Genomic DNA, 12,972 nt, shown 5'->3' on the forward strand with positions numbered 1-12,972 from the left:
CCCCGGTACGCCCACGCGTACCGGGGCTGTCGCGTACCGGGAGCGCCCCCGGGTGCGTACCGCCGGACGAACGGGTTTCCGTCCTGGGACGGACGTCAGGCAAGATGGGTGTATCTGCCTACACCCCTACTGCTGCCGGACGGTTTCTCTTGGCTGAGTTCATCTACACCATGCGCAAGACGCGCAAGGCGCACGGCGACAAGGTGATCCTCGATGACGTCACCCTGAACTTCCTGCCCGGCGCGAAGATCGGTGTCGTGGGCCCCAACGGCGCCGGTAAGTCCACGGTGCTGAAGATCATGGCGGGCCTGGAGCAGCCGTCCAACGGTGACGCGTTCCTGTCGCCCGGGTTCAGCGTCGGCATCCTCATGCAGGAGCCGCTGCTCGACGAGTCGAAGACCGTGCTGGAGAACGTCCAGGACGGCGCCGCCGAGATCATGGGCAAGCTCACGCGCTTCAACGAGGTCGCCGAGCTCATGGCGACCGACTACTCCGACGCGCTGATGGAGGAGATGGGCAAGCTCCAGGAGGACCTGGACCACGCCAACGCGTGGGACCTGGACGCCCAGCTGGAGCAGGCCATGGACGCCCTGGGCTGCCCGCCCGGCGACTGGCCGGTCGTCAACCTCTCCGGTGGCGAGAAGCGCCGCGTCGCGCTCTGCAAGCTGCTGATCGAGGCCCCGGACCTGCTCCTCCTCGACGAGCCCACCAACCACCTCGACGCCGAGTCGGTGAACTGGCTGGAGCAGCACCTCTCGAAGTACTCGGGCGCCGTCGTCGCCGTCACGCACGACCGGTACTTCCTGAACAACGTCGCCGAGTGGATCCTCGAGCTGGACCGCGGCCGGGCGCTCCCGTACGAGGGCAACTACTCCACGTACCTCGACAAGAAGGCCACCCGCCTCAAGGTCGAGGGCCGCAAGGACGAGAAGCGCGCCAAGCGGCTCAAGGAAGAGCTGGAGTGGGTCCGCTCCAACGCCAAGGGCCGGCAGACCAAGTCCAAGGCACGTCTCGCCCGGTACGAGGAGATGGCGGCCGAGGCGGACAAGATGCGGAAGCTGGACTTCGAGGAGATCCAGATTCCGCCGGGCCCGCGGCTCGGTTCCATCGTCGTCGAGGTCAACAACCTCTCGAAGGCCTTCGGCGACAAGGTCCTCATCGACGACCTGTCGTTCACGCTGCCCCGCAACGGCATCGTCGGCGTCATCGGTCCGAACGGTGCGGGCAAGACCACGCTGTTCAAGATGATCCAGGGCCTGGAGACGCCGGACTCCGGCGCCATCAAGGTCGGCGAGACCGTCAAGATCTCCTACGTCGACCAGAGCCGCGCCAACATCGACCCCAAGAAGACCCTCTGGGCGGTCGTGTCGGACGAGCTCGACTACATCAACGTCGGCCAGGTCGAGATGCCGTCGCGGGCGTACGTCTCCGCGTTCGGCTTCAAGGGCCCGGACCAGCAGAAGCCTGCCGGTGTCCTCTCCGGTGGTGAGCGCAACCGTCTCAACCTGGCGCTGACGCTCAAGGAGGGCGGCAACCTGCTGCTCCTCGACGAGCCCACCAACGACCTCGACGTCGAGACCCTGTCCTCGCTGGAGAACGCCCTCCTGGAGTTCCCGGGCGCCGCTGTGGTCATCTCCCACGACCGCTGGTTCCTGGACCGCGTCGCCACGCACATCCTGGCGTACGAGGGCGACTCGCGGTGGTACTGGTTCGAGGGCAACTTCGAGTCGTACGAGAAGAACAAGGTCGAGCGTCTCGGCGCGGACGCGGTCCGTCCGCACCGTGCCACGTACAAGAAGCTCACGCGAGGCTGATCGTCTTGGCTCGTCACATCTACAACTGCCCGCTGCGCTGGTCGGACATGGATGCCTTCGGCCACGTCAACAACGTGGTCTTCCTCCGCTACCTGGAGGAGGCGCGCATCGACTTCATGTTCCGGCTGGCGCCGGGGGACGGCTCGCCGTCCTTCGCCGGCGGGTCCGTGGTGGCCCGGCACGAGATCGACTACGTGCGCCCGCTGGTCCACCGGCACGCGCCGGTGACCGTCGAGTCGTGGGTCACGAAGATAGGTGCCGCGTCGCTGACGATCTCGTACGAGGTCAAGGATCCCGACCAGGTGTACGTACGGGCCTCGACCGTCGTCGTGCCGTACAACCTGGCCGAGGAGCGGCCCCGGCGGATCTCCGCCGAGGAGAAGCTCTTCCTGCAGGAGTACCTGGTGACCGAGGAGCCCGCCGCCGCATGACGGTGCCCGTGCAGTCGCTGCAGTTCGCCGACGCGAGGGAGGCGGCGGATCTCGCCGCCTTCCTCGGCCGGCTCCTCCACTACGACCGGGCGGCCGCCGTCCGGCTGCAGGCGGGCGGCAGCGCGCTGGCGGTGTTCGGCCGGCCGGCGTCGTTCGAGGTCCTCGCGATCCGGACGGCGCGGCTGGAGGGCACGCACGACTTCGACGTCACCGTGTCCGCCGGTGAACTCCTCGAATCCCTCGACGTCGAGGGCACGGCCGACGGCGCGGGCGCCCTGCCCGCTCCCGTCACCGGGCCGCCGTGGACGGGGATCCTCCCGCCGCGCGGCGGCTGGCAGGAACAGCCGGGACTGCCCGGTCCCGTCGCCCTGCGCGCGGCGCTGAACGCCGCGGTGGCGGAGTTCCGTTCCCGTGACGAGGCGTTGCCCGCGGAGCGCCGTACCCGGGCGGAGCGGGATCTCATCGGCCACGAGATCTGGTCGCGCACGATCGGCTCCACGGGACTCCCGTTGCGTGCGGTCCATGCCGCCCAGTCCCTCGGCTTCCTCCGCCCGGACCCGGACTTCCCGGTCGCCCTGCTCGCCTCCGGCCCCTGGCTGCGGCTGCGCACCCCGTTCGGCTCGATCGCCCTGCGGCGTGCGGGCGGCCTCGGGAACCTCGGGGTGACGTTCGGCCCGCGCTGACCCCCGTGGCTGCCGGTCGGCGGTCTTCCGGGCGCAGACGCGTCCGGCGCCACACTTCACGAGGGGCCGGTGCGGCGCAGCGCGATCGCTGCCACGACCAGCAGCGGCACCGCGGCGACCTGCCCGGCGGGCAGCCGTACCGGCCCCGGCGGTACCGCCCACCACACTGCTGGTACCGGTCACCCCGATGGGACCGTGCCCGTCGTGCGGTGGTGGGGCACCGCACACCGCACGGTGGCCGCAGGAAAAGTGCCTTCGGAATGGCGCGTGGGGCGGAGCCGTCAGCCCTCGGTGTTGATCATCGACGCGGCGGCGTACGTGAGGTAGTCCCACAGCTGCCGCTCGTGCTCCGGGGCCAGCCCGAGCTCGTCGAGGGCCACCCGCATCCGGCTCAGCCAGGCGTCGTGCGCGGCCCGGTCCACCCGGAACGGAACATGCCGCATCCGCAGCCGCGGGTGACCGCGCTGCTCGCCGTACGTCCGGGGACCGCCCCAGTACTGGATCAGGAACAGCGTGAACCGCTCCTCGGCCGGCCCCAGATCCTCCTCCGGATACATCGGCCGCAGCAGCGGGTCCTCGGCAACCCCCTCGTAGAAGCGGTGGACCAGGCGCCGGAAGGTCTCCTCGCCGCCGACCTGCTCGTAGAAGGTCTGCTCCTGCAGCGTGTCGTGCGGATTCTCTGTCACCCGTCCATGGTCGCAGACGCACCGGCCGAGGACCCGGGTCCTAGGACCCGGGTACGGACGGCCATCGTGCCTCGTCGCTTCCGGCGGCCGCGAGCGGGAGAGTGGAGGCATGGGGCCAGACCTGGATCGGTTCGCGGCGGCCGGCGCCGAAGCCCGGTGGGCGATGGTGCGGGCAATCGTTGCGGGCGGTGCGCTCAAGGACCCTGCCTGGCGTGCCGCGTTCGACGAGGTGCCGCGCCATCTTTTCGTGCCGTACTACTTCGTGACCGGGCCCCGTGGACCCGAGCGGCTCTGGTGCGAGGACCCCGACCCGGCCCGGCGGGCCCAGTGGCTGCACGGGGCGTACACGGACGGGGCGCTGGCCACCCGGATCCAGGACGGTGAGCTCGTCTCGTCGAGCAGCCAGCCGTCGCTGATGGCCCGGATGCTGGAGGAGCTGGAGATACGGGACGGGCAGACCGTCCTGGAGATCGGCGCCGGCACCGGCTACAACGCCGCGCTGCTCGCCCACCGCCTCGGCGACGACGCGGTGACCACCATCGACCTCGACCCGGAGATCACGGAGTCGGCCCGCAGGCATCTGGCGGCGGCCGGCCGCCATCCGGCGGTGACCACCGGGGACGGGGCCCGGGGCTGCCCCGAGCGGGGCCCGTACGACCGGATCATCGTGACCTGCGCCCTGCCGTCCGTACCGCAGGCGTGGCTGGCGCAGTGCAGACCCGGGGCGCGGATCCTGGCGCCGTTCGCCACCGGTCTGATCATGCTGCATGTGCAGGAGGCGCCGCACGGGACGTATGCCGAGGGGCGGTTCCTGCACACGCCCGCCTACTTCGTCCCGCTGCGCGGGGCCGTACCGCCTCGGGAACGCCACCCGCACACCGGCGGACTGCCGCGGCGGGTGGCCGAGAACGAGCTGTTCCGCTTCCTGCTGACGCTGACGCAGTCCACCCTCGACCCGCGCGAGGCCCTCTCCCTCTGGCAGCGCGAAAAGTGCCCCGAGCGGGAGCGGTTCGGCGTCACGGTCCGCGACGGGCGGCAGTGGGCCTGGCTGGACGACCCGGAGGGGCCGTACGCCTGGCCACTGCCCGCCGACTGAGTACGCCGGTCAGCCGCGCCGGATGGTGATCGTCGTCCACGCCCCGACGTGCACCTGGTCGCCGTCCTGGAGCGGAACGGGGACGTAGGGCTGGATCGGGTCCTCGGCACCGTTCAGCGTGGTGCCGTTCGTGGAGTTCTGGTCGACCACGGCCCAGCTGCCGTCGGGCTGCTGCACCAGCACCGCGTGCTGGTGCGAGACGCCCGGGTCCTCCGGCGGCACGGACAGATCGACATCGGGGGACTCGCCGGTGCTGTGCCGGCGACGGCCGATGGTGACCTGGTTGCCGGTGAGCTGGAGGCGCTGCTCCGGGGAGTACGCGGGCAGGTTGAGCCCGGTCGCCTCGGGGCCGCTGCGCTGCATCATCGCCAGGAAGTAGTCACGGTCCGGAGCGATGACCGCTGTCCAGCTCGCGGGCGCCTGGTTCGGGATCTGGTGCTGGAACGGAGGCTGCTGCTGCATCGGGGGCTGGGGGCCCTGCGGAGGCTGAGGAACCTGTGCCCGTGAGGGCGGCGGCAGCATCCAGTCGTCACCGGTGGGCTGCTGGACCTGCGGCTGCGGGGGCGCGGTCTGCTGCTGGAAGGACGGCGGAGGCGGCGGGCCCTGCCGCTGGAACGCGTTCGGCGGCAGCTGCGGACCCGGTCCCGGCGGGCCGGGATGGCTGTCGGGACCTGACAGCGGCTCGGCCGGGCGGTTCACCTGGGAGGGCCGCGAGCTCTGGTACTCGTACGGGTCACGCTGCTGAGGAGGCGGGGGCGGCGGCCCCTGCTGCGCCTGGAAGCCGGGCGGCAGGTTCAGACCGGGCACCGGGCCGCCGGGACCGGGGGCACCAGGACCTCCGTGCTGCGGGGCCAGCGGGGTGTAGGACGTCGCCGTGTTCGTGAGGAAGTTCCAGCGGCACTCCTCGCAGAACGGCGCCATCGCCTCCCGCGGGGTGCGGCACTGCGGGCAGAGCTCGGCCTGCTGGGTCGCTTCGGGCCCGGGGCGCTGGGGGTAGCCGTAACCGGGCGCCGGCGGCGGGGGTGGCGGCGGGGGGACTGCGCCCGCAGGGGCGCCCGCCCCGGCCATGCGATGGCCGCAGACCTCGCACCAGTCCTCGGAACCCGACTGGTGTCCGTTCGGGCAGGTCGGCATGTCGGCGCTTCCCCCTCTCCTCGTCCGGCCCCGGAGGCCGTCATTCCTGTTGCTCTGCCAGGTCGCCGGGCCAGCTGGATGCCGGTCGGCCATCAGGTCATTTCTTCACGCGAACGGTCTTGGTGGAGCGCGTTTCGAGGGTCATCTCGTCGGCCTCCGCGACCTTCGCCTTCAGTCGCACAGTACCTGTCGCCGCATCGACGACGTCCACCACCTTCGAAAGCAGTTTCGCAGTATCCGCGTTCCCGGAGGCTGACGCCAGTTGCACCGCGCGGCCCAGTTTCGCCGTCGCGCCGTCGAAGTCTCCCGACTTGCGTGCATCGAGCCCCTGCTGGATGACTTGTGCCAGTTCGGCCTGGCCCGTGTAGTGCGCGACCTGCGGATTGATCGACGTGGACGCCACCATGTCGTCGGTCCACACCGCCCGTACCAGCCCCTGCGAGAGCGTCTGCGGAGCCGCCGCCCCCGACGGGTCGGGGAGGATCAGCGAGACGCGGGCCGCCAGCATCTCCTGCCCGATCCCGGCCTCCGGCACCTGCACGCACACGTGGTAGTCGCGGGACTCGTCGCCCCAGGACCCGGTCGGATAGTCCCCGGCGCGCGGGCCCGCTTCCGTACGCCGGTCGGTCAGTTCGGCGACCGTCGGCGCCACCTGCTTCACGAACTTGATCTCGACCCCGACGGGCGTCCAGAGCCGCAGCGCCACGTCCGCGACCTCCTTGCCCATCGCGTTCTCCATCATCTGCGTGAAGTCCACGGCGAGGCCCGCCGGGTCGGCGACTATGTCGGCCGTGCCGAGCAGCGCGGAGGCGATGGCTGTGACTTCTTTCACTTCCCAGTCGGTGCCGACCCCGCGGGCGTCACAGGTGAAGCGGCCCGCGCACGCGTCGAGTGCGGCCCGCAGGTCCTCAGGCGACTCGTGCTCGTTGCGCCCGTCGGTGAGGAGGATGCCGTGCCGGATGTCCACATCGGCGGCGCCGAGCAGCCGGTCGGCCAGCCGCAGCCAGGTCCCGATCGCCGTACCGCCGCCCGCGCTGAGCCGCCGCAGCGCCTCCTTGGCCTGGGCCCTGGTCTGGGCGTCGGCCGTGGCGAGGCGGCCGTTGCCCGGGTAGACCTCCTTGGCGAGGTGCGTACCGCCGACCACGGCGAACGACGTGCCGTCGCGCAGGGTGTCGATGGCCGCGGCCGTCGCGTCGCGTGCGTTGCGCATCTTCGTCGGCGGATAGTCCATCGAACCGGAACAGTCCACCATGATGACCACGGCGGCGTTCGGCCCCTGCGTCGGCACGGCGGCGGGCGAGGCATGCGCACCGGTCAGCGGGGTGCCGCCGGTGGTGCCGCCACCGGTCGAGGTGACTGTGACGATCGCGTTGACCTCGCGTCCGCCCTCCGGCAGATACTCGTTCTGGTACACCTCGACGGAGAACTGCGGCACGTGGGACTTGGAGAAATTGGCCATCTGATCGGCTCCTGGCAAAGGTGGCAGAGCTGGCGAGGTCGCAGTCGGCGAACGGACGGAACGGGACTCAAGCGGTGCTGTAGGCCGATCCTGCCCCTTGCGGCGGTACGGCGAACGGCAGCAGAGCCACTGTTACGTTGTCGTGGCCCCCACCGTCGAGCGCGTGGCCCACCAGTACCTGGGCGCCGTACAGGGGTCGTTCCTGGGCGTCCGGCGGGACGGCGGCGGCCATGTCGGCGGCCGACTCCGCGTAGTTCCACAGCCCGTCGGTGCACACCACCACCAGACCCGGCCGGTCCGGTTTGAACGACGCGGTGTGCGGCTCCAGTTCGTACGCATCGGCGCCGAGCCAGCCCGTGATGGCGTGGGCGCGCTCGTCCGCGTACGCCTCCGCCTCGTTCATCAGGCCGGCCGCCACCATCTGCGCGGCCCAGGAGTCGTCCTCGGTGAGCCGGGCGGGTGGGGTGGTCCGGTCGTCCGGCACCCAGTAGACGCGGCTGTCGCCGACCCAGCCGACGACCAGCAGGCCGCCCGCCACGACCGCGCCGACCAGGGTGCACGCCGGCGCGTTCTGGTGGTGGTGCGGATCGCGCTCCGGGGCCCTGCTGTCGTCGTGGGCCAGCGAGTTGACCGACTCGGCGGCGGCGACGATCGCCTCGTGCATCGCCTGCTGCGGGTGGACTCCGCGCGGCAGCGACTCCAGCAGCGACTCGTTGGCGGTGGTTGCGGCGGCGGCGGATGCCTCGTCGGGGCGGCTCGCGGAGGAGACGCCGTCGCAGACGATCGCGACGACGGCCGGTGAACCGTCCGGCAGCGCGGTGGTCGACACCGCGAACGAGTCCTCGTTGCGGTGGTGGCGCAGGCCCCGGTCGCTGACGGCGGCCACCGAACCGAGCTCCTGCTCCATGTGGTCGCGCTCGCGGGGCTGGGCGTGTCCGCAGTTCTCGCAGTAGCCGTCGGGGTCGACATGACCGGCTCGGCAGGCGACGCACAGCTTGGTGCCCGCCGGAGGCGTGAGGGCCGGCTCGGGCACGGCGGCGCCCGCGGGGGTACGGGGGTCGAGGGCGGCCGGCGCAGCGGGTGCGGCCAGCTCGAAGTCGCCCGAGCCGGAGGGGCCGGGCCGGTCGTAGCGAACCGCCACGGGGGCGGTTTCGGGGCCACCGGCCGGGACACCGGCCGAGGCAGCCGCCGAGCCGGGCGGCTCGGACCGGTCGGCCGCGGGGGCGGCCGACCACTCGACCGAACCGGAAGCCGCCGCGGTGCGCGCGACCGATTCGGGAGCCGCACCGGGCGTTCCGGCGCCCGGGACCGCAGGCACGGCCATGGCGATGGTCGGGTGGTCCTCCGGCGGTGCCGGTACGACCGACAGGTCGTAACCGCACGCGCCGCAGAACAGGTCGCCCGTTTCCAGCGGCTCCTCGCAGCTGGGACACCTCGACAAGGCCGTCTCCTGGTGCATCTGCGACATTTTCACACCCACGTCCGGGGGCGGAAGCGGTTGGCCCGCTCCACCAGGTCGATCCTCTCGTCGCCACGCTGCGCAAGCCGGGCGAGTATCCGGTACGAACGCTCCAGGCCGAGACGCAGGCCGCGTTCGTCCACCTCACTGCCGAGCAGAGTCCTGGGTCCGGCGGCGCCGGCAGGGCCGGCGGACGCCTGGGACTGCGGGGTGTCCGGCCGGGCGGTGGGGCTTCCGGAGAGTACCCAGTCCAGGGCCGTCCCCAGTACCTCGGTCGACAACTGCTCGCGGCGCACCGCGTCCAGCCCGAAACTCTGCAGCCCGGACACCTGCTCGGCGGCGGCCGTCAGATCGGCGATCAGTGGCTCGTACGGGGCACGTTCACGCAGCCGGGCCCGCACGGCGGCGACCCGGGCCGCCGTGTAGTGGATCGACGCCTCGGGCACGGACTCCAGCGTCCGCACCGCCCCGGCCCGGTCCCCCGCCGCGATCTGCACCCGGGCCAGGCCGAACGCGGCGCTGACGAAGCTCGGGTCGGTCGTCCACACCAGGCGGTAGTACTCGGCGGCGTTGTCCAGCTGACCGAGGACCTCCGCACAGATGCCGAGCGCCAGCTTGGGCGCCGGCTCGCCGGGGAACGCGTCGTAGACCGCGTCGAACGACAGCGCCGCGTTCTCGTTGTCCCCCGTCACCAGCGAGGCGACCCCGCGGTACCAGACGACCCGCCAGTCGTCCGGGTGCTGTGTCTCCAGACCTGCCAGGGTCTGGCCGGCCGCGCCCAGTTCGTTCATCTCCAGCCGGGCACGCAACTCCCGCAGCCTGGTCTCCAGCGAAGCGGCGGGTACGGCCTGCAGCGCGGAAATCAGTTCGGCGGGTGCCGACGCCATCAGTCCGGCCAGAAAGCCCGCGTTGGCGTCGTTCGCGTCGACCCGGGGGACGGGCAGCGCGAGCGAGGTGGCCCGTGCGTCGAGCCCGGCCAGCCGGGGCACGCCCGAGGCGTACGGGCCCGGCGGAGGAGCAGGGGCGAGAGGCGTGATCTCGGCCCGGGGTGCCGGAATGGCCGCCTGCGTCTGCGCGTACGGACCGGTGGCGGCGCCGGCGCCGCCCCGGACGTGGGTGGCGGACGCCGAGAGCGGTGCGGCCCCGGCGGCCGGCTGCCCGGCACCGACGGGCAGCGCGCCCGGCACGGCGTAGCCGGACGCCCCCGGCGCCCCGGCCGGCACCCCTGCGGGACCCGCGACCGGAGCCCCGCCGTTGCCCGTTGCCTTCACGCCGCGCCGGCCCGACGGCTGTGCCCGCACCCCCAGCCGTGACACGTCGTCCGTCAGCTCGGCGAACAACTGCGTGTCCGTGACCCGCAGTTCCGTACCGAAGAGCGTCGACAGCGCCGGTCGCGGCCGCCCCGTCTGCAGTGCCACGACCTCCCGCAGCACGCCCGTCAGCTGCTCCGCCATCTCCGACGCGGAGGCGAACCGCCGTGCCGGATCCGGGTCCGTGGCCCGCACCAGCAGCCGGTAGAACGACTCGTAGGTCCGGAACACCTCGATGTTGCCCGGGTCCGGAAGCGAGTCCACGAAGACGTTCGTGTACCCCTGGAAGTCGAAAGTGAGCACGGCGAGTGTCCGCGCGACCGTGTACAGATCGGAGGCGACCGACGGGCCGGCCTCCGCCACCTCCGGCGCCTGGTACCCCACCGTGCCGTAGATGGCCGACTCCTCGTCGTCCATCCGGCGCACCGCACCCATGTCGATCAGCTTGAGCTGGTCCTCGGTCTGGATCGCGTTGTCGACCTTGAAGTCGCAGTACAGAAGATTGCGGCTGTGCAGATGGCCGAGCGCCTCCAGGGCCTCGATGCCGTACGCGCAGGCCTGCTCGACCGGCAGCGGATCCCGCTTGCCGGCCGGGGTGCGGCGCTCGTTCGCGATCTCCTTGAGCGCCTTGCCGCCCACGTACTCCATGACGATGTAGCCGTCGAGGGAGCCGGTCCGCTGGTCGAGGTGCTCGACGAAGTTGTAGATCCGCACGATGTTGGAGTGCTCGATCTCGGCGAGGAAGCGCCGCTCCGAGATCGCGGCCGCCATCGCGTCCTGGTCCCCGGTGTCCAGCAGGCCCTTGAGGACCACCCACCGGTCGGAGACCGCGCGGTCCACCGCGAGGTAGACCCAGCCGAGCCCGCCGTGCGCAAGACAGCCCGCCACCTCGTACTGGCCGTGCACGATGTCGCCGCCGTGCAGTTTCGGTACGAAGGAGTACGGGTGGCCGCACTTGGTGCAGAACCCCTCCGTGCGCCCCGGCCGGTCGCCACGGGACCGGCCCACGGGGGCCCCGCAGTCGGAGCGCGAGCAGAACCGCTTCCGTTCCGGCACCTCCGGGTTCTCCATGACCGCGGAGCGCGGGTCGGGACGCGGCACGCCCGGTACCTGCACGAGCCCCGCACCCAGCCGGTTGCGGCCGGACGCGCCCGTCGAGGAACCGGAGGAGCGCACCGACACCGAGCGGGACGTGGCACCGCCCGACAGGGAGCGCGACAGCCGTCCCGACACCGAACGCCGCGAGGTCGACGAGCGGGACGAGGAGCGCGAGGAGGCCCGGGACGACGCCGGCGAGCCGCTGCGCGCCGAACTGCTGTTGCTGCCCTTGCCGCCGGCACCGCCGGCCGCGATGCCGGTGGGCGGTGAACTCACCATGCCGTTCGGCGAGACGACCGGAGCCAGACCGCAGGTGTCGCAGTACAGCTCACCGCCGCCCATGTCCTCGTAGTTGCCCTCGCACGCGGGGCGCTGGCACTGCGTACTCATGGTCTGTCCCCCTGTTCGCCCCGCCGCCGCAGCGGCCCGTTCGCCCTGCCCGTGCCCGTACGCCCGCTCATCGCCGGTCCTCCGGTGCGGACGGCCGGCGGGGGTTCAGCAGCTCCGCCACCGCCTCCTGGTAGCGCAGCACCGCCTGCGCGGCGACCCGCAGATCGCACGGCGCGCTCCACAGCATGCGGCGCGCCGCGTCGTACCGTTCGATCAGCATCGGGTCCTCCGCCAGGCCGTGCCGGGCGACCTTCGCCTTGTACGCGTCCAGCCGGCCGCGCAGCTCGGCCCGGACGGCCAGCGGCGCGGTGACCGCCGTCAACGATTCGCGGGCGCGCAGCAGTTCGTCCTCGGCCTCCCGTTCCAGGGACTCCAGCAGCGGTGAGAGCCGGTGCCACTGGGCGTGCCTGCGGTACTCCGACGCGGCGGCCAGCCGCTCCTGCAGAGCGGTCGGAGGACCGCTGACGGCGGGCACCTCGGAGGCGGCGATCTTCGCCAGCACCTCGCCGCGCGCCGCCCGTGCCTCGGCCAGCGTGCGATCCGCGCGGGAGAGGATGTCGCGCAGCTGGACGAGGCGCTGCTCGGCGTCCTGCCGGACGGCGAGGACCGCCTCGATCTCCCGCCGTACGTCGTCCAGGGCGCGGGCCGCCCGGTCGTAGCGCAGGGTGTCCGGACGGCCGCCACCGGGCGCCGCGCTGCCGGGGCCAGGCAGCCAGAACGCCAGCGGATCGGAGATCACCTGCGCCCGCAGCGTGGTCAACTCATGGGTGATCGCCTCGAGGTCGTCGCCCGCCGGGTGTTCCCCGGGCCGCACGCCGACGGAGTGCGCCAGCGACCGGGTCCGGCGCAGCTCGGCGGCGAGCAGATCTATCCGGGCGGGCAGTGCGGACCACACGGAGTCGGAGGCGACGACCATGTCCAGCGCGCGTGCGTACAGGTCGTTCATCCGGGCGACCAGCTCCTCCAGCGTGAACCGCTCGGACAGCTTCGCCGGGCCGGTGATCGACGGATCGGGCCGGGTGGCGGTGGACGCCACCGTGACGCCCTGGCCGCGGAGCAGTTCGGTCAGCGCCAGCAGATCGTCGCGGTTGGGGGAGCGCCGTCTGGCCCGGATCTCACGGGCCTCGTCGATCGCTCCGGCGTAGGCGTCGAAGTACCCCCACAGCAGCGTGATCGACTGCTCGGTGGCGGCCCAGCGCTCCTTGGTGACACCGGTCAGATCGGCGCCCTCCAGGAGCCGGCGGCCGGCATGGTCCTGCAGGGCGAGGAGCGAGGTCTCGATCGCCTCGTGCTCCGCACCGAGCCGGCCCAGCGCACGGTCCGCCTCGTCCCGGTCCAGGACCGGGACGGGAGGCTTCCCCGCATAGCCGGGGAAAGGGCCCGCGACGCCCATCGATCACCTCTCCGCTCTC

Annotated in this window: 10 protein-coding genes; 4 read left to right on the forward strand and 6 right to left on the reverse strand. The window is 72.2% G+C overall.

From position 1 onward, the window contains the following. Positions 1-149: 149 nt before the first annotated feature. The 3 genes from ettA to OG878_RS25940 are packed head-to-tail and all read left to right on the forward strand — an operon-like array spanning position 150 to position 2,928. Positions 150-1,814, forward strand: coding sequence for an energy-dependent translational throttle protein EttA (gene ettA, locus OG878_RS25930; RefSeq protein ID WP_277326249.1), 1,665 nt, complete (start codon positions 150-152; stop codon positions 1,812-1,814). Positions 1,815-1,819: 5 nt separating this feature from the next. Continuing rightward, positions 1,820-2,245 (forward strand): acyl-CoA thioesterase, encoded by a 426-nt coding sequence (locus OG878_RS25935; RefSeq protein WP_328888996.1) that lies wholly within the window; start codon positions 1,820-1,822, stop codon positions 2,243-2,245. Further along, positions 2,242-2,928, forward strand: a complete 687-nt coding sequence (locus OG878_RS25940) for a hypothetical protein (RefSeq protein ID WP_328888997.1) — start codon at positions 2,242-2,244, stop codon at positions 2,926-2,928. The genes OG878_RS25935 and OG878_RS25940 overlap by 4 nt, the downstream gene beginning before the upstream one ends. A 281-nt stretch (positions 2,929-3,209) precedes the next feature. Here the strand turns inward: OG878_RS25940 and OG878_RS25945 are convergent, their stop codons facing one another. Then, positions 3,210-3,614, reverse strand: coding sequence for a globin (locus OG878_RS25945; protein ID WP_328888998.1), 405 nt, complete (start codon positions 3,612-3,614; stop codon positions 3,210-3,212). Between the two features lie 109 nt (positions 3,615-3,723). Between OG878_RS25945 and OG878_RS25950 the strand changes: the two genes are divergently transcribed. Next, positions 3,724-4,710 carry a methyltransferase domain-containing protein gene (locus OG878_RS25950; protein WP_328888999.1) on the forward strand — a complete coding sequence of 329 codons (987 nt, stop codon included), beginning with the start codon at positions 3,724-3,726 and terminating at the stop codon, positions 4,708-4,710. A gap of 9 nt (positions 4,711-4,719) precedes the next feature. On the opposite strand, the gene OG878_RS25955 is transcribed toward OG878_RS25950, so the two are convergent. From OG878_RS25955 to OG878_RS25975, 5 genes are all read right to left on the reverse strand, one after another. Further along, the gene (locus OG878_RS25955) at positions 4,720-5,844 is read right to left on the reverse strand and encodes an FHA domain-containing protein (RefSeq protein WP_328889000.1); all 1,125 of its coding nucleotides are present in this window, start codon (positions 5,842-5,844) and stop codon (positions 4,720-4,722) included. A gap of 97 nt (positions 5,845-5,941) precedes the next feature. Then, positions 5,942-7,303, reverse strand: coding sequence for a vWA domain-containing protein (locus OG878_RS25960; protein ID WP_328889001.1), 1,362 nt, complete (start codon positions 7,301-7,303; stop codon positions 5,942-5,944). Positions 7,304-7,370: 67 nt separating this feature from the next. After that, positions 7,371-8,771, reverse strand: coding sequence for a PP2C family serine/threonine-protein phosphatase (locus tag OG878_RS25965; protein WP_328889002.1), 1,401 nt, complete (start codon positions 8,769-8,771; stop codon positions 7,371-7,373). Positions 8,772-8,773: 2 nt separating this feature from the next. Then, positions 8,774-11,560, reverse strand: a complete 2,787-nt coding sequence (locus OG878_RS25970; RefSeq protein ID WP_328889003.1) for a tetratricopeptide repeat protein — start codon at positions 11,558-11,560, stop codon at positions 8,774-8,776. 67 nt (positions 11,561-11,627) lie between these two features. Continuing rightward, positions 11,628-12,953: a hypothetical protein gene (locus OG878_RS25975; protein WP_328889004.1), complete on the reverse strand. Its 1,326-nt coding sequence runs from the start codon at positions 12,951-12,953 to the stop codon at positions 11,628-11,630. Positions 12,954-12,972 lie beyond the last annotated feature (19 nt).

Source organism: Streptomyces sp. NBC_00316, from assembly GCF_036158715.1.
Lineage (GTDB): Bacteria > Actinomycetota > Actinomycetes > Streptomycetales > Streptomycetaceae > Streptomyces.

What these genes read in the sequence shown, in the direction of transcription:
- OG878_RS25940 (WP_328888997.1), top strand. Translation starts at nt 2,242, where the DNA reads ATGACGGTGCCCGTGCAGTCGCTGCAGTTCGCCGACGCGAGGGAGGCG.
- OG878_RS25955 (WP_328889000.1), bottom strand. Translation starts at nt 5,844, where the DNA reads ATGCCGACCTGCCCGAACGGACACCAGTCGGGTTCCGAGGACTGGTGC.
- OG878_RS25950 (WP_328888999.1), top strand. Translation starts at nt 3,724, where the DNA reads ATGGGGCCAGACCTGGATCGGTTCGCGGCGGCCGGCGCCGAAGCCCGG.
- OG878_RS25970 (WP_328889003.1), bottom strand. Translation starts at nt 11,560, where the DNA reads ATGAGTACGCAGTGCCAGCGCCCCGCGTGCGAGGGCAACTACGAGGAC.
- OG878_RS25975 (WP_328889004.1), bottom strand. Translation starts at nt 12,953, where the DNA reads ATGGGCGTCGCGGGCCCTTTCCCCGGCTATGCGGGGAAGCCTCCCGTC.
- OG878_RS25965 (WP_328889002.1), bottom strand. Translation starts at nt 8,771, where the DNA reads ATGTCGCAGATGCACCAGGAGACGGCCTTGTCGAGGTGTCCCAGCTGC.
- OG878_RS25960 (WP_328889001.1), bottom strand. Translation starts at nt 7,303, where the DNA reads ATGGCCAATTTCTCCAAGTCCCACGTGCCGCAGTTCTCCGTCGAGGTG.